The organism is Agaribacter flavus (genome assembly GCF_042646125.1).
Lineage (GTDB): Bacteria > Pseudomonadota > Gammaproteobacteria > Enterobacterales > Alteromonadaceae > Glaciecola > Glaciecola flavus.
Map to the genome: position 1 here is coordinate 14,730 of NZ_JBHRSW010000023.1, position 18,146 is coordinate 32,875.

18 protein-coding genes are annotated in these 18,146 nt (G+C 43.2%); 6 read left to right on the forward strand and 12 right to left on the reverse strand.

Translation table 11 applies throughout. The features are described from left to right. Window positions 1–13: 13 nt before the first annotated feature. The 3 genes from ACFOHL_RS12540 to ACFOHL_RS12550 are packed head-to-tail and all read right to left on the reverse strand — an operon-like array spanning window position 14 to window position 4,243. A complete protein-coding gene (locus tag ACFOHL_RS12540; protein WP_376920582.1) occupies window positions 14–1,498 on the reverse strand; it encodes a tryptophan halogenase family protein in 1,485 nt (494 codons plus the stop codon). A gap of 7 nt (window positions 1,499–1,505) precedes the next feature. Next, window positions 1,506–3,002, reverse strand: coding sequence for a hypothetical protein (locus ACFOHL_RS12545; RefSeq protein ID WP_376920583.1), 1,497 nt, complete (start codon window positions 3,000–3,002; stop codon window positions 1,506–1,508). Further along, window positions 2,960–4,243 (reverse strand): c-type cytochrome, encoded by a 1,284-nt coding sequence (locus tag ACFOHL_RS12550; protein WP_376920584.1) that lies wholly within the window; start codon window positions 4,241–4,243, stop codon window positions 2,960–2,962. Before ACFOHL_RS12550 ends, ACFOHL_RS12545 begins: the two co-directional genes overlap by 43 nt. 228 nt (window positions 4,244–4,471) lie before the next feature. On the opposite strand from ACFOHL_RS12550, the gene ACFOHL_RS12555 reads away from it, so the two are divergent. Beyond that, the gene (locus tag ACFOHL_RS12555; RefSeq protein WP_376920585.1) at window positions 4,472–5,719 is read left to right on the forward strand and encodes a nucleoside hydrolase-like domain-containing protein; all 1,248 of its coding nucleotides are present in this window, start codon (window positions 4,472–4,474) and stop codon (window positions 5,717–5,719) included. A 10-nt stretch (window positions 5,720–5,729) separates the two neighbouring features. Here ACFOHL_RS12555 and ACFOHL_RS12560 read toward each other — a convergent pair whose 3' ends face one another. The 6 genes from ACFOHL_RS12560 to ACFOHL_RS12585 form a co-directional block, all read right to left on the reverse strand. Then, on the reverse strand, window positions 5,730–7,481 hold the full coding sequence (locus ACFOHL_RS12560; protein WP_376920586.1) for a PAS domain S-box protein: 1,752 nt from the start codon (window positions 7,479–7,481) through the stop codon (window positions 5,730–5,732). A gap of 207 nt (window positions 7,482–7,688) precedes the next feature. Next, window positions 7,689–8,459 carry an alpha/beta hydrolase family protein gene (locus ACFOHL_RS12565; RefSeq protein ID WP_376920587.1) on the reverse strand — a complete coding sequence of 257 codons (771 nt, stop codon included), beginning with the start codon at window positions 8,457–8,459 and terminating at the stop codon, window positions 7,689–7,691. 192 nt (window positions 8,460–8,651) lie between these two features. Beyond that, window positions 8,652–9,263 (reverse strand): RICIN domain-containing protein, encoded by a 612-nt coding sequence (locus ACFOHL_RS12570; protein WP_376920588.1) that lies wholly within the window; start codon window positions 9,261–9,263, stop codon window positions 8,652–8,654. Between the two features lie 75 nt (window positions 9,264–9,338). Beyond that, window positions 9,339–10,082, reverse strand: a complete 744-nt coding sequence (locus ACFOHL_RS12575; protein WP_376920589.1) for a beta-agarase — start codon at window positions 10,080–10,082, stop codon at window positions 9,339–9,341. A gap of 295 nt (window positions 10,083–10,377) precedes the next feature. Further along, window positions 10,378–11,460 (reverse strand): MJ1255/VC2487 family glycosyltransferase, encoded by a 1,083-nt coding sequence (locus ACFOHL_RS12580; RefSeq protein ID WP_376920590.1) that lies wholly within the window; start codon window positions 11,458–11,460, stop codon window positions 10,378–10,380. 5 nt (window positions 11,461–11,465) lie between these two features. Continuing rightward, a complete protein-coding gene (locus tag ACFOHL_RS12585; RefSeq protein WP_376920591.1) occupies window positions 11,466–11,990 on the reverse strand; it encodes a phosphatase PAP2 family protein in 525 nt (174 codons plus the stop codon). An 88-nt stretch (window positions 11,991–12,078) separates the two neighbouring features. Between ACFOHL_RS12585 and ACFOHL_RS12590 the strand changes: the two genes are divergently transcribed. After that, the gene (locus tag ACFOHL_RS12590; protein ID WP_376920592.1) at window positions 12,079–12,288 is read left to right on the forward strand and encodes a hypothetical protein; all 210 of its coding nucleotides are present in this window, start codon (window positions 12,079–12,081) and stop codon (window positions 12,286–12,288) included. Window positions 12,289–12,342: 54 nt separating this feature from the next. Then, window positions 12,343–12,831 carry a ribonuclease E activity regulator RraA gene (gene rraA, locus ACFOHL_RS12595; protein ID WP_376920593.1) on the forward strand — a complete coding sequence of 163 codons (489 nt, stop codon included), beginning with the start codon at window positions 12,343–12,345 and terminating at the stop codon, window positions 12,829–12,831. 1 nt (window position 12,832) lies between these two features. Here the strand turns inward: rraA and ACFOHL_RS12600 are convergent, their stop codons facing one another. The 3 genes from ACFOHL_RS12600 to mpl form a co-directional block, all read right to left on the reverse strand. Beyond that, window positions 12,833–13,618, reverse strand: a complete 786-nt coding sequence (locus ACFOHL_RS12600) for a S1/P1 nuclease (RefSeq protein ID WP_376920594.1) — start codon at window positions 13,616–13,618, stop codon at window positions 12,833–12,835. Window positions 13,619–13,682: 64 nt separating this feature from the next. Then, window positions 13,683–14,294, reverse strand: coding sequence for a flavin prenyltransferase UbiX (locus ACFOHL_RS12605; RefSeq protein ID WP_376920595.1), 612 nt, complete (start codon window positions 14,292–14,294; stop codon window positions 13,683–13,685). After that, window positions 14,295–15,659: a UDP-N-acetylmuramate:L-alanyl-gamma-D-glutamyl-meso-diaminopimelate ligase gene (gene mpl / locus ACFOHL_RS12610; protein WP_376920596.1), complete on the reverse strand. Its 1,365-nt coding sequence runs from the start codon at window positions 15,657–15,659 to the stop codon at window positions 14,295–14,297. 218 nt (window positions 15,660–15,877) lie between these two features. Here mpl and ACFOHL_RS12615 point away from each other — a divergent pair, with 218 nt between their 5' ends. From ACFOHL_RS12615 to ACFOHL_RS12625, 3 genes are all read left to right on the forward strand, one after another. Then, entirely contained in the window at window positions 15,878–16,855 is a 978-nt protein-coding gene (locus ACFOHL_RS12615; protein ID WP_376920597.1) for a class 1 fructose-bisphosphatase, read from the forward strand. A gap of 237 nt (window positions 16,856–17,092) precedes the next feature. After that, window positions 17,093–17,623 (forward strand): inorganic diphosphatase, encoded by a 531-nt coding sequence (ppa, locus tag ACFOHL_RS12620; protein WP_376920598.1) that lies wholly within the window; start codon window positions 17,093–17,095, stop codon window positions 17,621–17,623. A gap of 2 nt (window positions 17,624–17,625) precedes the next feature. Then, window positions 17,626–18,123 (forward strand): DUF3299 domain-containing protein, encoded by a 498-nt coding sequence (locus tag ACFOHL_RS12625; RefSeq protein WP_376920599.1) that lies wholly within the window; start codon window positions 17,626–17,628, stop codon window positions 18,121–18,123. Window positions 18,124–18,146: the final 23 nt, after the last annotated feature.

The window sequence follows — 18,146 nt, forward strand, 5'->3', positions numbered from 1 at the left end:
CGGGTTGCTGTTCTTAATAATGAGAAGCTATATCTAGCACTCTTCCTCTTATCTTCCGCGCAAAACTGTTAGCTTCTTCGTGCGTTTGCATTTGGTTTTGATTACGGCTTGGAAATATCCCCATACCGGCCAGCAAGACATACCAAGAAGGTTCTGAATAATACATGGTTATGTTTTGTCGTTTTAATTCAGCGTCAAGGTCTTCCCCTTGGCACCATACTTCCATGATTGCTTGCAAGGAATCTGAGAGTTTAATTTCGTTTCTGCATGTCGCCCAATACGTCGAACCGGCTCGGCTATTGGTCAAGTAGTGCAATACTATGTAGTCGCGAATGTGCTCAAAAACGTTGTTTACGCCATTATTGAAGTACTCTTGGTACTGAGTGGTGTAGTTTCCGCGCTGATATTGTGTGAGGAACTCTTCGATACTGATTTGCACAATTTGTAGTGCTGTTGCTTCGAGCGGTTCAATGAATCCTTGGGACAAGCCAATCGCTACACAGTTTTTGTGCCAGTGTTTGTCCATCCTGCCAACGCGCATATCAACATGATGTGCTTGTGCGTCCTCTAATATTGTGTCGCCCAATATATGACGAAGCTCAGACTCAGCCGAGGATTTTGATTGAAATTGGCTACTGTACACATAGCCATTTCCCTTGCGTTTGGTTAATGGTATTTCCCAACGCCAGCCATTGCTCATCGCCGTTGATATAGTTTGTGGCGAATAAGTGTTGTCTATCTTTGTGGGTATTGCGACGGCAGCGTCATTTAATAAATTGTCTTTAAATGAGTGGAAAGGTACACCAAGCGTTTTGCCAATTAACATGGCGCTAAAACCTGTGCAATCGACAAAAAGGTCGGCTTGAATTTCACCAGAGTGCTCAGTTTCAACGGATAAAATATCACCAGATGCAGCAGTATTTACGCGAATTACGTGGTCGACTATGTGTTTCACGCCAAGTGATCTTGCCACCTTTGCAAGGTAAAGACCGAGTTTAGCTGCATCAAAATGGTAGGCATAAACATTTTGTCCTGACTCGTCATGTTGTAAAAACGGTAATTTACCTTGTTTAACCAGTGTCGCTTGCAAAAAATAGTCGTTGGGGTGAACAGGCACATCGTAACCGTGATGCCTAAGGCGAGTGATCTGTTTAAAGGCCTCTATAGCCTCGCTATCATGCTGACTATAAAAGGGGTGAAAATATTGTGTAAAGCCAGGAGTAGTTGACCATTCAGCAAAGGTAATACCGCTTTTGTAGGTAGCATCGCACTCGGGCATCCACTCTTGTTCGGAAATATTTAGGGATTCGAACAGGCGTTTGATATAAGGAGTAGTGCCTTCTCCCACGCCTACTGTGGGTACATTGTCAGATTCAATAAGTGAAATTGAAAAGCCTTTGTCAGAAAGTTGCTTGGCAAATAAATTGGCGGTCATCCAGCCAGCCGTGCCACCGCCTACGATTAACACTTTCCGAGTTTTTTCGTTTTCCACTTGCATAACATCACTACTTCAGAAGTTTATTTATTGTGTAATAAGCCTTGGTAGTGGTGGGCGTGCGCCCATCCTGATCCTTCAATTTTTCGAAACTAAGTGCGACAACGGTATTAGTTTGCAATGGTGAAGCCAAGCTTATACGGATAGTACGCCGATCGTCTAAAAGACTCAACGATGAGATATTCAAGTCTTGTTGATTGGTCTTGGGCGAACCGTAAGCACTACTGTATTTATATGACCATGAGGACAATGAAAAATCTGCGTTGTTGACAGACTCGCTATCTAAGGCTTCTGTAAAGGTGACATCAAAGCCTTGAGTGTTAAGCTTCATATCCAACAATTCAAAGGGGTTTGTCCCATCCCAAGTGACCTTTTGCAAGCCAAACGGTTTGTCTCCCTTTGCGCCCCAACCTCGGGCAGTTTGTCCTACCCAAAGTTGTCCTGTCATGTCAAACTTAATACGTATATTTCCACTCTGAAAACCATTCGCAAAATTGACAACTGCGCCTTGTAGTTGACCGTTTACTTCTTCTAGTATCACCCTGAACAGGCTGGATTGTGTTAGGTCTGCAATAAACATCTGTCCAGCAAATGGGCCAAATTTTCCTTGGGTCACGTCCCACTCTGGGTTGCCTGGTGAATTGGCGACTTCCACATGGGGTATCCATACTACTGGTTTTTCTCGCATTTTATCCCAATAATCGAAATCCTTTTGTTTGCTGAGAATTTTTTCTACATCAAAATCCGGGTGATCCCGTAAACTGACTGGGTGGCCGTAAAATTTTCCAAATTCGAGCAAATGCAGCTTAGAGGTTTCTACCCAATCTCCTTGATTGTCAGTGAAAAACACTTGGTCATCGGGACTAATACCGATGCCGGCTGGCGATCGCAAGCCCGACGCAAAGGGAACAAACTTGCCATGCTTATCGATTTTATAAGCCCATCCTCTGTAGCCGCCGCTGCTCCCCATTGCCCCGAGTTTTAGCTCATTAGGGCTTCCGTGCCCAAGGTTTAAGGTGCCGTACAAGTTGCCGTCACTGTCTTTGACTGGCCCAAAGTTAAACTCATGGTAATTGTCATGAAATGACCAATCATCAGCTAGATTAATATACTCGTCGAACACACCGTCATTATCCACATCCACCAATCGCGTGAGTTCTGGTTTTTGCGCAACAAGTAAGCTGCCATCATCATCCACTAGTAGTCCAGTTGGTTCATGAAAACCGTCGGCGGCTTTTAACCAGTTACTTCCTTGCAAACGCCATACGTCTCCAAAACGCGTCGCTACATAGACATCACCATTATTATCGATATCTAATCCAGTAATATGAAAACGTGCCTTGTTGGGGGTATCAATTGTTTCTATTGCGTAGCCGTCTGGAATATATACGTCAGTTTGCTCGGAAGAAGCCTGATATGCGAAGACCAAAGCAATGAGTGCCGTGCTATAAATCAATCCTTTTTTCATTGTTTTGTCTCTGTATTTGTGTCGATTTCGATCTGCCATTCATGTTGTCCAATAGCAAGTGAGGGCTCGTTGATAACCGTGCCGGATTTGGGGTCGCTAAGGACAAAGTTAAGGCCTTGGGGGAGAGTAAAATTGAGTGGGTGCTTAAGTTCGTCTTTGTTTCCCAGCAACGCATATTGCAAATGTAATTTGTTTTGACCACTGCCAACACTCGTGAGCGAGTAACTTTGCCCTTCTTGCTCAAAAACAATTGTCGGTTGTGGCGCAGCAGAATATTTAATCAGGCGGCACTGGCTTTCTGAAGAAATACCCAATACCTTTGGATATTTAAATAACCATGTGCCTAATGGAATACTGGCATCTCTGCCACGTCGTTCGACATTGGGACCCACATTGAGTAAATCGCCTGACCATGCCCCCACAATCTGACATGTTTTGGTATTAAAGGCAAAGTTGAGCTTATTAGGGTGACCCACAGCAATGGAATTGGCGGGCAAGTCGACAATTTTCTTTCTGACAATCTTAGCCTTTGTGTTCGACAAAACAGGCACTTTAGTTTGTGCCATAAAACGCTTACCGCTTTCAGATACGGCAAATAACTTTTGTGTCACGCTTTCGTTGACTATGTACATGTCTAATTTGGGTGTCGCTGCTCTTTCGTGCCTGACTCTGAAAAAACGCAAGGTGACGTTGTGTTTACCTTGAGCAATCGGCCATAATCGGCGTTGCCAACGATTGACGGCTGGCTCGACCGCTTTGCCGTTAATTTCTAGCTCTATTCGGTGTCGTTTGACCGCCGCAGCGAAGAGATAAGTGGGTTGTGTTATTGGGTTGTGCAAAATACCACTATATTCAATGATGTAATACGGCGCTTCAGGAATACTAAAATCAATGAGGTTATCGCGTGCCACGCCTGTTTTTGTTGGTGCCATGCTTGGGTCAAATTGGTATTCGACAGTATTCGGGGCTTCATCTACGGCATAGATTTTGTAACTCAGTTTACTAAAGCCTTGACGTTGAGATTGGATATACTGCGCGACGTTTTTTATCTCCTCGGTACTAAGCATATGTTTGAATGCCGGCATACCCGCATTTGGAAACCCCTGACTGATGTTGTTAATGAGTGCTGTTGTGCTGTCTCCATGCACCCACTCTTCGTCCTTTAGGTTAAATCCCGCACCGCCGGATAAGTCTTTAGCATGACAAGCCGCACAAATTTTATCGTAGGTCGCTTTTCCTGCTGCCAAAATATCTGTGTTAGTCGAAGCGAAGGTTGACATGCTGCAAACCAACAGTGCGCAACTAAGCACCACTCCGTGTGAGATATTCACTGATTTTTTGAATGCGATCGTGAAAAAAAGTAATGACAATTTTCGCGCCCTAGATGTTAATTTTTTGCTAAATTGTAATTTAATTATTGTAAATATGATGCAAATGTTTAACTGGTAAACATGACAAATTCGGCGATGTTGTGTTTTTAATAAGCGACGCTTGTAAGGAAATATAAGATGAAAGTGCTATTGGTATTGCTAAGTATTGCGATTTTTTCAGCCCCAGTATTGGCTAATAAACCTAATGTCTGGGTGATCAGTGATATTTGCGATCCGTCTGACCGCAGAAAAGGTGGTCATCCTAAAATGGATCCCGATGACATCGTATCTATGGCTTCGCTATTGCTGTCTGCGAACAAGTTTCATATCGAGAACATAGTTGTCGCTTCTCGCCCTGGTACAGTAAAAGATCCTATCCCTTTTATGCGTGAAACCTTTGTCGAAGCATATGAGCATGATATCAAAGGCATGAATAAACGCTTCCCAGGATTTCAAGACACCATTCCTTTTACTTGGTCTTCGATAACACAGGGCGAACGTGGCGTGCAGTTCAACCCCGATGGTGATTATCGCGATATCTCAGCCTATTCGTCTATTGTTTCGTTACGCGACTACGCTAAAAACAACGAAGTTTATGTATTGTCATGGGGGCCGCTAACTGAGTCTGCGATCCTTGTTAAGCATTTACTTACTCACGAAGATTATCGCACCCTAAACAATCTTAATTTTATTTCGCATTGGACTAAATCATACCTTAGTAGTTACGTAAAAGACGGTGGAAAACAATATCCATTCAGGGTGTCAAATTGTCGTGGTGATTATAAGGCTTGTACGTTTTTGCACGACGCAGCGCAGGCTCATGATTCGGTGAAGTTGATGGAGTTGGGAGCAACAGGTCAGCGCGGCTTAGTCGATGGTACCAAGGGCTACAAAAACATCCTATTATTTGAAAACAGCCGGCTAGGACAGATATTTTTACGCGGTAAAGCCTTCAATTTTACGCCTGATCAAAGTGACGCAGCGACGCACTGGGTTCTATCAGGGGAGCATGGTATTGGTTTGGAAGACTATGCGTGGGATGGCAGTTTAAATGAGCAACAAGAAACCAAAATTCGCGATGCGTTTTTGTCTAACGCTGAAGCCATGATGGATGATTTACTGGCGCGCGCCCATGCTGCGAATTCTGATGTTTTTGCAAAATCAATGGTGGCGCAGCACTATACTTATGTTTACAACAAGAATGATAAGTATGGCATTTACACCCCTTATGACACTGCTTACAAAATTTATGATGTGAATGACAACTTAGTACAATCCGGCAATGTGGAGTTTGGCGCAAACCGAATCAAACTACCAATTAAAGAAGAAGGGTATTACAAGGTTGAGTTGTTTTATCCTGGCAATACCTTAACTTTTAGCCTTTAGAGCGCTAAGTTTAGCCTTTGTCACTCATATAGCTGGCTAGTTGATCAACGTGCCCTTTGGTTTCGTCAATTAGGGCACTGATTTCTTTTGCTGATTCGGTGGTGCTTTTGGCAAGGTTTCTTACTTCATCGGCTACAACAGCGAAACCGCGTCCAGCTTCCCCTGCGCGCGCGGATTCGATAGCAGCATTTAGCGCGAGTAAGTTGGTTTGATCAGAAATCCCGTTAATAGATTGAATAATACTACCAATTCGATCTAACACTTGGGACATGGCGCCATGTGTTTGAGATATCACGGCGTTTCTTTCTGAAACATCCGAGCCAAACATTAAAATTTTATTCATGACGTTTTCCGCATCCATTACTGGCGAGATTGCGACATCTAGTCGTATACTCGCGCCGTTTGTGAGCGCTAAGGTTAGCTCGGTGTTGATTATCTTGCCGGCTTGAATATGTTCCCATTGTTCTGAACTGAGGTGTTCAGAGAGCAGGCCTACCTTGCTTTTTAATTGCGCCACATCATTTGTGTCGCAAGCGTTTGTTGCCAATTTATTCGCGAAAGTCAGTTGCCCATCTGGAGAAAATTCCATAACTATGTTGCTTTGGCTGACCGCGTTGAGGCGCACGTCATTTTCGAGTGCTTGTTTTTTTGTTTCATCGATGTTGGCTTGGATAGAAATAAATTTGCTCAACTTTCCATTTTTATCGAAGACGGGATTGATCGCTAGACTGATCCAATATGCGTTTCCCTTGTTGTCGTAATTGAGGATTTCGTCATAGAACGCTTTTTGTTGCGATAGCTTTTCCCTGATGCGTTTTTTAGTTTCAGGGCAGGTGTGTTTTCCTTGAAGTATTTCCCCTGGTTTTTTACCTTTTACATCTTCAAAACGATAACCAGTGAGCTTGGTGAAGCCTGGGTTTATGTACTCGATGTTTTCGTTTGCATCAGTGATGATTACAGAATTGTCGGTTTCGTTGGCGACTAGAGACATCGTGGCGAAGGCTTCATTCTTGAGCTTTTCTTCTGTGATGTCTTTGACAAAAGCGGTATAAAGAATTTTTCCGCCGCTTTTAACTTTTGATAGTGACAGGTTTGCCCACAGTGATCGTCCATCGAATGTCTCGATTTGGATGTCTCGAGATGTGCCGACAATTTTATCTACGCCGGTATCTCGGTTGGCATTGACTAACGAATCATGCTTGGCTTGAATACTCTGAGGCACGAGTATTTTGACGTTTTTTCCTATCACTTCCTCTCTGTTGATCCCCCAGAGTGTCTCGGCTGCTCTATTGAAAAAAATCACATGGTTGTTTTCATCAATCGTGACGACAGCATCGATACATTGTTCAAGTGTTTGGTCAATTCTATCAATGGCTTCTTTTTGTTTGGTAATGTCTTTAATAAAGGCGGTGTAATGAATTTTACCGTCAATGTGCACTTTAGACAAAGCTAGGTTGCACCATACATTGCTGCCATCTTTACGTGGAAGTTGAATATCTCGTGACGTGCCGACAATTTTGTTTTCACCCGTTTGTCGATTGCTGTTCACAAAATCGTCATGTTTAGATTGGATGTCGATGGGCACCAGCATTTTGACGTTTTTACCGATGACTTCGCTTTTTTTGTAACCCCACAATAACTCGGCCGCTTGGTTAAACAGGGTGACATGATTATTTTCATCGATACTCACAACAGCATCGATAGCTTGCTCTAGAATAGTATTTTCGGTTGCTGTCCTTGCAGAAAATAAACGCTTTAACATAATAAAAAACCTTAAAATAAACGCTTTTATAGCTGTCGCCGTTTAACCGCTCGATAAGCTGTGTATCGGCACGGCTTAAATTTGCTGAACCCTCAAAAATTGAATAGAAAAGGGTAGAAGACCCTAACAGTGCGAGCCCGCTAGGATTCGATTTCTTTATCGTGCAGGCTCAAACGTGCGCTTATTCATTCCTTTTACCGCAGGCACTTACTTTTGAGACACGCTATTGGGCATGTAAATTGAGGCCCATGCTATCAATGATGTGGCGACATATTCCGCTGCGCCAGGTTGAAACAGCAGATGATCGGCTTTGTCAAGTGACAAAAAACTTTTGGGGTGTTTCGCTGCCATAAAAATCTCCGCAGCATGCTCAATACTTACGGTGTCGTCTGTCGCACTGTGACAGATGAGGAGCGGTTTTTTTAGTGAGCCTAACGTTTCGAGAACATTTTGATTTCTGGCGTCGTCTAAAAACTGTTTTTTCATTTTAAAAGTGCGCCCTGCGAGGCTGACTTCTGCCTCACCTTCTTGTTCTATGGCATCGAGTTGCGCGCCAAATTGTTTTTCAATATTTGTCGCATTTGAAGGCGAACCTATCGTTACTACTACTTTTGCTTCGGGTACTTGCTTTGCCGCCAACAGTGTTGCTGTGCCACCCAGGGAGTGACCTATCATGAGTGCAGGCGCTTGAAAATATGTTCGCATGTAATTGGCTGCGGCAATCAGATCCTGCACGTTGGAGCTAAAATTGGTGTTCGAAAATTCGCCTTCACTTTGGCCAATGCCGGTGAAGTCAAATCGCAATACAGCAATACCGTTTTCATTGAGTGCCTGCGCTATTTTATTTGCTGGTTTTAATTCTTTTCCACAGGTAAAGCAATGCGCGAATAGGGCATAGGCTTTAATGTCAGCATTGGGTAAATCCAGTCTCGCCGCAAGTTCAAAACCTTGTGAACCTGTAAAGGTAATTTTTTGCATCGTTTGTTCCATAGCTAATTCGATTTTGTTAGGGTCTGTTGACCTTTGGTTTGGACAATAAACTTAATTTTGAAAGTATTCAATGAGTAGCGGAGGCTGGAATAGTGAGTAAGGATTTATTTGCAGCCACAAAGAAGTGTGGCTGCATGTTGAAAAGTGTATATTTAATACAACTTAAGCGTACTGAGGTGTTTACTGGTACCTAAATTGTTGGCTTGTAGCGTTATTATTACAGGTCGTTTGAACCAGTTTTACACCGTTTTGTGTACCATTTCCTTGTGCAGTTAGGCATTTATTGCTGTTGCGGTTTTGCAATTGGAACCAGCCCCCACCTCTATTCACTGTTCTGAATTGGAATAGATTGTTATCAAAACAGCTCCATTGCAATAGTTCCGCATTGTTTGCAGTTGAGCCACCCGCAATGCCCACGCACTTGTTGTGTTTGGTCTTTATTTCATACCAACCGGAGCCTTTTGATACAAAGCTAAAATCTTGATTGGTGTTGTTGGAGCCGCATGCCCATTGTTGAATCTTAGCACCATTGTTTGCCGAACCTGCACTCAAATCTGCACAACGATTACTATGACGCAGCTTCAATGAAGTCGCCGAAGATGGCGGCGTGACGCCACTGCCTGTATTGGTGTTGTTGTCAGAGTTGTTATTACTTGCAACTGGCTTATATACCCGTACCCAATCGATCCAGTAGATATTTTTATTGCTCGAGTCACTTAGTTCTGCTGCTGTTGGAATGATACCCGCGTCAGTGCGCCATGATTGCTGTTCCATGTTAATGATAAGGTGCATAGGTTTACTTAAACCGGTATCTTTAGAATAGTTGTACTTATCAATGACATTAAAGCTTGTATTGTGGCGTTCGATTCAACCATTTTGATTTCGGTATGAATACGAGTATTTGTCTAAGGTTCTGACCCAACGCCCGTTGATGTAGTACTCCAAGTGCCAAGGATCACGCCAATATACGCCAATTGTGACAAAGCCATTCCGCCAGTTACTTCTGCCACTTTCCCAATACCATGTGCCAAATACATTTTCTTCGTCCCGGGGTTGGTAGTCTAAAAACGGGTCAAAACTGTGATCAAGCATATGGTGACTAAGGTGAATGCGTTCATCAAACCACTCTTGCCCAGGGCGGCTACTTGGATACGTTTCCAATACGTCAATTTCCTCATTGGAATCAGCACTTAACATCCAAAAGTTATTTGCAGTAGTGAGATCTGATAGTTTTACTCTAGCCTCTACATAAACCGGATACTGCACGGTTTGTTTTGAGGTAATACTACCCATTAAAATTTTATCACTACCGGGTTTTTGATGAGCCTGAATAGCAAGCAAATCACCATTTGACCAAACATGACCTGGGTTCCATTCGGTCAAAGATGGCCCAGTCCATGGGTTTATAAAGCCTTCTTTCCAGCGTGTGGTAAATTGCGACGGCCTATTGTTATATGATGAACTGTAGTTGAAATCATCGGAAATAGATTGGAGCTGCCAAGTTTTCCCTTGTCCAGGATTTGCAGGGACAGGAATGCCGTCCCATTCAGCAGCGATAGAGTGTGTGCTAATAGCGGCACTCGTTACTAAAAGTAAAGTTGCCAGTTTCATAGTGTCTCCTAACTTGTGCGATGGTTGAACGTTGTTGTAATACTATTAAAGTAAACAAATTAATGTTAACAATTTACATATATTACAATTAATTAACATGTCACAAATTTTTACAAAAATCCAAACTTTTTATGGATTGCTTGTTAAATAAACAAAAAAGTTTGGCTGTTTACACTTTAGTATATGAAAAATAGGTGAAAATATTTTTGTTAGTATGGATGATGCTAGGTTATTTCGACTTGAAATTACGCGATGGCGTTTTCGAATTAAGAACAGTATGTGTTAAAAATAACAATTAATTTACAAAATTCGTGAGTCTTTTTTTGACTTCAGGTGGAAATACTACATGTTGCCATAGGCGTTGACAGATATTTTCAGCTTTTGCCCAATTGCCTTCTGCAATCCAATCGACAAATGCACTGCAGTCAGAAGGGTAATCAATTTTTACGCCTTTTTTAACTTGTAGCCATTCATCAATTTCTTCGGCATTGAGTGAATGAATCACATCGCACAAACCAAGTGATTTTAGTGTATAGGCATTTGAAAGCTGCTCGTACTGACGTTGTAAAGGCTTGACCAATAGCGGTTTGCCAATGCTCAAGCATTCTGTAGACAACTCGAAACCGCAATTGCTAATCACCCCTGAACAGTTGGACAAGTAATGCTTGAAAGCGGGTGTAGACAAAGGGTGCCAATCGATATTTTTGTCTTTTGCAATACTGGTTGCTTTTGGATGGAAGCAAACAAAACTGTATTCACTCAATGTTTGCAGTTGCTCGCGTATTGCATGGATGTTTTCAAAGGGGAGATAAACAAGAATAAACGCATTTTTACTGCTATTCACTGTAGATTGGTGCACAAGGTCTTTGGCGACAAAAGGAGGAATAATATTGTAGCCAAAATGATACCAATGTGTCCCTAAACTGTGATCCGTGGGGGCAAAATGTTTTGTAATAAGTTTGTCCATTGCACCTTGCTGCTGTTTCGGCACATGATAAAGATAAGCAGCTTGATGGCTGACAGACAATGAAGGCACGCCTGCCAATTTGGCAGCCCACGCAGTTACTGGTTCAAAGTCATTGATCACGAGATCGTAGTCTTTTATGACTAAGCTTCTGACTTCTTTTACAAAAGAGAATAAATTGTTTTCTGTGAGCGTTTTACGGTGTTGTATTCGACCGTTGTTGGTACTAAAAGTTAAGCCTCTTGCACTGCGGTAATTGCCAAAAGGTTCCATATCAAAGTAGTCACCTTTGTCGCGCCCCGTAAAAAAATAATCTACCTGAATGTCTTGTTTTGAACATAGGCCTTTTGCCAAATGCCTTGCGCGCGTAATGTGTCCATTCCCTGTGCCTTGCACACCATACAATATCCGCATCTTGATTAACCCAAAATATTAATACTCACCAGCGCAACTGCAGAACCTAGAGCCGCACCAATGATCGTATCTAGTGGAAAATGCACACGGAGCACGACACGTGAGATACCCACTAGTGAAGCCCAAGTGTAAACAAGCACACCGACGGAGGGGTAAAAATGTGCGATGATGGTGGCCATTAAAAACGCCGCCGCAGTATGACCAGAGGGCAAGCTAAACTTGTCTGCGGGGATCACTATCGCATGAAAGTCGCGCAAAAGATCACACGGCCTAGCGCGTTTGAAGAGTCGTTTTAAAATGATATACATTGGAATTTCAAAGCTGTACGCGAGCAGGGCAGTATAAAAAAACAAAGCGCCATGTTGCTTATCGAGGTAGTAAAGGATGCCGGCTAGCACAAAATACAAATGGCCGTCACCGGTTTTTGATACCCACTTAAAAATAGGCATGACAATTCGCCTTTCTTGGCTAGATGTCTGGTTTGCAATCCATTCGAACACTTGCTGGTCTAAACTGGCGAGACGTTTCATACGGGAACTTAATACTCTCGATGTTTACGCCACACCTTAATGCTGAATTATTAAACAATCGTGACAGTAATACTAAAGGATTATGACAGTGTTTGATACTGGGTTAGATTTATACGCCCATCGCGAAAACGGCTATCCACATCCAACAGAATTAAAATTTGTTTTTCATGGAGGAAAAACTAAAGCGTATATGGATATACTGGCAGCGATTTTGATACGTCCAGGTGTGAAGGGTCGTTCCGCAATCCTTACCTTACTTGGAACATTGGTCTCAATATTTGTAGTTTACACTGAATAAAATTTAAACTAGTGTACGCAGTGTATGCACATAAAAACTCAGGAATGCCATTAAATGGAATACAACACTTCAGAATTATGCGACTTGTACTCGGACAGCATTGATGTCGTCGATCCAATTTTTGTCAGTTATGGCGGACGGTATTCCTATGCGGGTGAAGTTACAACCATAAAGTGTTTTGAAGACCGAGGTTTGGTGGATAAAGTACTCGCCTCAGATGGGCAGGGTAAAGTGCTATTGATTGATGGCGGCGGTTCACTGCGCCGTGCCTTGGTCGATGCAGACAATGCTCAACTTGCGTTAGACAATGGCTGGGAGGGTATCGTCTGCTTTGGCGCAGTGAGGGAAGTCGACTTACTGGAAGAGTTAGACATTGGCATTCATGCGCTTAACGCTATTCCCGTTGCTGCAAATGCCCGAGAAATTGGTGATTTAGACGTGGCTGTTAACTTTGCTGGTGTCACGTTTTTACCCGAGGATTTTGTATACGCAGATGGCACTGGCATTGTACTCTCGCCAGAGCCTCTGGAAATCACTGAGTAATTTATTTTTGCGGTGCGAGTGCGTTTATATAAGCCGCTATCCTCACCCCAGCCATTTGTAGGCGTTTTTTAGCTGTAGGTAAATGGTCATATAAATACTGCCAAGATAGCTTACGATCGCCCTCTGGATAGATAGTGTCCCTGATGGCAATACTCTCTTCGATGTATACAAGCGGGTCTGTTGTTGTCCATTGTTTTACCTGATTTTCGGTGATTTTTTTCCCTAACCAATCACTCCACTCTGTGTAAGATAGTTTGCGACGGTCTAATAGACCGGAATCCCACACTCGGTGAAGGTTAGAATCTTCCCAAAAGAATTCCACAATAAAGGTGTTGCCACCTCTGTCTCTGCCATTGCCTGCATGCAAGGGTTGGTGTAAATCGCCGATAATATGTATCGCAAAGCGTAACGCAAGCTGCTTGTCTTCTAAACTGGCATTAGGATCTTTCAGAGTTTGAGTAAAGCTTTCCAAAGCTGAGACTGCGTTGCCCTGTTTGGGTACCTCAGTTTCTTCGTATTTTTTACCCTTCGGTACAGTGACATAATGGTACGGACCAGCCTGTTTTTGCCAAAAGTCACTGGGGTTAGAGCGCATTTCATCCGGATAAGTTGATGCTTCGGCCAAACTCTCATTAGGCAGTATTTCAGCTACCCATTGCTTGGCATCTTCGCTTAGATAATTTTCAGCAAGCTTACCCGTGACCCTGTGACCCGTTTGTCCCCAAGCCATGACCTGTTGCGTGCTTATACAAAAGAGTAATGCACTTGCTAACGCTTTTAGTTTCATCTGTCATTCCTGTCTATTTAAATCATATTATTTTTTATAAATTCGAGCTTAAAGAGAACTTACCCTATTTTTTATATCCCCAGCGCTCGACTATGCCTTGGTCGATGTGCAGATGGTCTAGTATTCTGGCAACAACAAAGTTGACTAAATCATTGATTGTTGTCGGCTGGTGATAAAATCCTGGTGAAGCTGGCATAATTGTCGCGCCAAGATTAGAAAGCTTCAACATGTTTTCTAGGTGAATACTTGAATATGGCATTTCTCTGGGCACGAGTATTAATTGTCCTCGCTCTTTAATGACCACGTCTGCTGCTCGTTCGACCAAATTGTCGCTAGCACCGTTGGCAATAGCGGACAGCGTGCCAGTAGAACAGGGGCAGACCACCATTTGTTTGGGGGCAGCCGAGCCTGATGCCACGGGAGAAAACCACTCTTCTTTGCCACAAACAGTGATTTGGTCGTTTTCGGCTTTTGTCAATTCACAAAAAAATGCTTGCGCTTTTTCTTTTCCACTGGGTACTTGGATGTTTTCTTCTGTTGCAAATACGACTTTTGCTGCTGACGAAATCAGTAAAAACACATGGTATTGTTGTTGTACCAAGTGCTTGAGTAAGCAGAGTGCATAAGGCACACCGGATGCTCCTGTTATGGCCAATGTTATAGACTGTCTTTGCATTTATGTATGCTCCAAACGAGACAGCAGTTTCTCGTGAATACCATCGAAACCGCCGTTGCTCATGATCAACACATGATCGCCCGTACTCAAGGTCTTGGCAAGGGCAGTAATAATGTCATCGACCGTTTTGTATAAACACACCGGTGCTTCACTGTTCTCAATCATTTCACTCATAGACCAGTCTATCGAGTCGGGTTCCAATAAATGTACTTCATCAGCTACTTGCCAAGATTGTGATAATTCGTTTTTATGTACCCCCATACGCATGGTGTTTGACCTTGGTTCTAGAACAGCAACAATTTTTTGATTACCAATTTTATTTCGCAAACCAGCCAAGGTGGTTTCGATGGCAGTGGGATGATGTGCAAAGTCATCATAAACCGTGACACCTTTGCTAACACCTTTGATTTCCATTCTGCGTTTTACATTTTTAAATGTAGTCAGTGCGCGGATGGCATCTTCGATCTTTACACCACCGTGATGTGCTGCCGCGATAGCCATCAAGGCGTTGTGCATATTGTGCTCGCCAATCAGTGACCAACTAAGCTGGCCTACCGTTTTATGATGATGGAGCACTTCAAACTGACTACAGTCAGATTTTATTGGTTTGGCTTGCCACTCCGCTTTTTTTGCATTTCCGGCATACTGCTTTTCACTCCAACACCCCATTGCAATGACCGATTCAATATTGGCTTCGGCAGCTTGCGCTAACACCAGACCATTTGACGGCACCGTTCGCACGCAATGGTGAAACTGGCGTTTTATGGCATCTAAATTATCGAAAATATCTGCATGATCAAACTCTAAATTATTGAGTACCAAGGTGCGAGGACGATAGTGAACAAACTTAGAACGTTTATCAAAAAATGCACTGTCGTACTCATCGGCTTCAATAACAAAAAATGGCGAATCCCCAACGCGAGCAGAAATACCAAAATTTTCGGGCACGCCTCCAATCAAAAAGCCAGGGTTCAATCCAGCGTCTTCCATAATCCAAGCCAGCATGCTACTCGTAGATGTTTTACCGTGTGTACCTGCCACTGCCATCACCCAGCGATCCTTGAGTAAATGCTCAAGTAACCACTGCGGTCCGCTGGTGTAGGGAAGATTTCTGTCCAGTACGTATTCGACGGCGGGATTACCACGTGCCATGGCGTTGCCAATCACGACGATATCTGGTTCTGGATCAAATTGGCTTAAGTCATAACCTTCGGTTAACTCAATGTCTAGTGTTTCTAGCTGTGTGCTCATCGGCGGGTAGACATTGCGGTCTGAGCCGGTCACCTTGTAACCCAGACTCTTGGCCAATGCCGCTATACCGCCCATAAAGGTGCCACAAATACCAAGGATATGTATGTGTTTCATATAAACTTTTTTTAATTGCAGTATCCAGAGTGTAGCAGAAGTAAGAGGCTAATCTGAATATCTCATTTCAATAAATAGGTATTAGCGATACACTCTAAACTCGGGACGAGCAAATCTGCAAAAGTTACTAGGGTCTGTAAACCAAAGGTCAACGGACCCTAGCCGAGTGAAGGTAAATCTACTAATTTGTGAATACATAACAATCAGGAACAGTTGACATGAAGCGCCTCAATTCTCAATTACAGCAAGACGGAGCACAGCTAGAGTTAATTTTGTTAATTCGAACGCTTCTTGCAGCGTGCAAAGAAATATCATTTCGAGTGAGTCAGGGGGCATTGGCTGGTGTATTGGGCTCAACACTATCGGAGAATGTACAGGGCGAAACACAAAAAAAGCTGGATGTCATCTCTAACCAAATTATCAAAGACACACTTTGTGAGTCAGGGTACGTTAAGGCGATGTCTTCGGAAGAAGAAGAGCACGTTGTACCTTGTGATCCGAACGGCAAATATCTGGTGAGTTTTGACCCCCTAGATGGCTCGTCAAATACTGAAATCAATAGCCTTATTGGCACAATATTTTCGATATTTCATGCGCCTCAATGGATGGAGCCTGATGATCCCTCTGCGTTTATTCAGCCCGGCACACAAATGGTGGCAGCCGCTTATGTACTCTATGGCCCTTCGACGATGCTAGCCTTAACGACTGGGCGCGGAACTCACTTGTACACTCTAGATAAAACACATGGCGGTTTTTTGTTGACGCAGGCGAATATCAAGTTACCTGTTCAAACCTCAGAATTTGCCATTAACGCGGCAAACCAGCGGCATTGGTCAGCACCGATGCAGGACTATGTAGCGGGCTTGATGGCAGGGAAGGATGGCCCTCGCAACAAAGACTTTAACATGCGTTGGGTTGCAGCCATGGTGGGTGACATTCATCGTGTTTTGTGCCGTGGCGGCATATTTATGTATCCGGCTGATAGCAGAGAGAGGGCTGAACACGGCAAGTTGAGATTATTGTATGAAGCAAATCCCATGGCATTTTTGATTGAACAGGCCGGTGGCAAAGCGTCGACAGGCGAGAAAAGAATAATGGAAGTCGTGCCCACTGACATACATCAACGCGTTCCCGTAATTATGGGTTCAGCAGAGGAAGTGGCGTACTGTTTGTCGTGTTTTTCCGACGACGTATAGCGTAAAACATTGCTTTAATGCAAAACGAAAATTCACTATACTTGCCCTCAGTTTGGTTCCGTAAGGCAACGTTCCCATAAAGTAGGCTCCGATACCAAAATAAAGCCGCCTTAAACCCATCATTGAGGGCTTCACAAAGGCTTCCATGCCTTTGAAACTTTATTTTGGTATCGGAGCCTACTTTATGAGAACGTTGCCTTATTCAAGTGTAAACAAGTTTTTATTAAAGGAAGTTTAATGAGTCTTAGTAATGTGCCTGCGGGCGAAAAATTACCTGATGAAGTCTTAGTTATCATTGAAATCCCAGCGTTTTCTGCACCCATTAAGTATGAAGTCGACAAAGATACGGGAGCATTGTTTGTGGATCGCTTTATGGGTACATGTATGCAGTATCCTCTTAACTATGGGTATGTAAACAATACACTCTCTGATGACGGTGATCCCGTTGATGTGTTGGTTATGACCCCGCATCCTTTGATTGCAGGCTCGGTTATTAAATGTCGTCCAGTTGGTGTGTTGAATATGACCGACGAATCTGGTCAAGATGCTAAGGTGATTGCTGTACCGGTATCCAAACTTTCACCTATCTACGACAATGTGCAAAACATCGAAGATGTGCCAGAGTTGACAAAACAACAAGTAGAACACTTTTTCTCGCATTATAAAGATCTAGAAAAAGGCAAGTGGGTTAAAATTGAAGGCTGGGGCGATATTGATGCGGCAAAAGCAGAAATTAGTTCTAGCGCAGAGCGTTTTGCCAAGGGTTAAATTTGTTTGTAAATGTAGCATATAAGCCTTTGTTGCATTGCCTTTTAGCGGTACTTTTACTAAGTGCCGCAGTATCCATTCATGCCAAAGCACCGAAAGAACTCTATTGGGAAGATTTAGCGCCTGAAGACTTTGTCATTCCTGATGCTCCTCCTCCTTCGGTTGATCACGAGGGGAATATGACCCAAGCTCAACCAGATGCGCCTTTGGTGGAGAATCTTGATGGCGAATTTGTGAAAATTCCAGGATTTGTTGTACCGCTTGAGGGTGATACCACAGGTATGACAGAATTTTTACTCGTTCCTTATTTTGGCGCCTGTATTCATGTTCCTCCCCCACCTTCTAATCAGATCGTCTATGTAAAATTTTCTGAACCTGTGCCGATAGATAACCTGTATGATGCAATTTGGGTTACAGGCACGCTGTCAACAAAGGGCTGGCGAGGCGATATTGCTTCGGTTGGCTACCGACTTTCAGGGATGGAAATTAGCGCTTTTTAAACACATTGATGCATCTCCTTTAT